The sequence below is a fragment of the Prescottella defluvii genome (assembly GCF_000738775.1).
Lineage (GTDB): Bacteria > Actinomycetota > Actinomycetes > Mycobacteriales > Mycobacteriaceae > Prescottella > Prescottella defluvii.
Genome location: NZ_JPOC01000208.1, coordinates 1 through 363 on the forward strand (window position 1 = coordinate 1; position 363 = coordinate 363).

Consider the following 363-nt stretch of genomic DNA (forward strand, 5'->3'; position numbering starts at 1 on the left):
GTCGGGATCGCTGATCGGATCGATGCCCACACGCGAAATCATCGACGTGACAGTGCCGTCCGCCTCCGCCTCCACCCACGCCGCACGGTGGTCGAGTCCGAGATGCGGCAGACCGGGAAGCAGCACACAGCCCGACGCCACCCCGGAGCACTCGGGAAGAGACGGGACGGTCTCGGCGGGCGGGTGCAGCACGAGCAGCGCCGGCGGCCGGGGGCCGGCGCAGCGCCCCCGGGGGACCGCGGGCCCGCCGCGCCCGGGGCCCCCCGCGAAGAGCAGACCCGCCCGCCCCGGGCGGGGGGCGGCCCGCCGCCCCCCCCGGGCCCCCGAGGCCCGCCGCGGCCGCCACAGCCCGGGGCGGGACCG

General features: G+C 80.2%; 1 protein-coding gene. It reads right to left on the reverse strand.

Annotated elements, in window-relative coordinates:
* Positions 1 to 363, reverse strand: a 363-nt coding sequence (locus IJ15_RS26855; protein WP_407984130.1) for a peptidase, incomplete at both ends; no start/stop codon positions are given.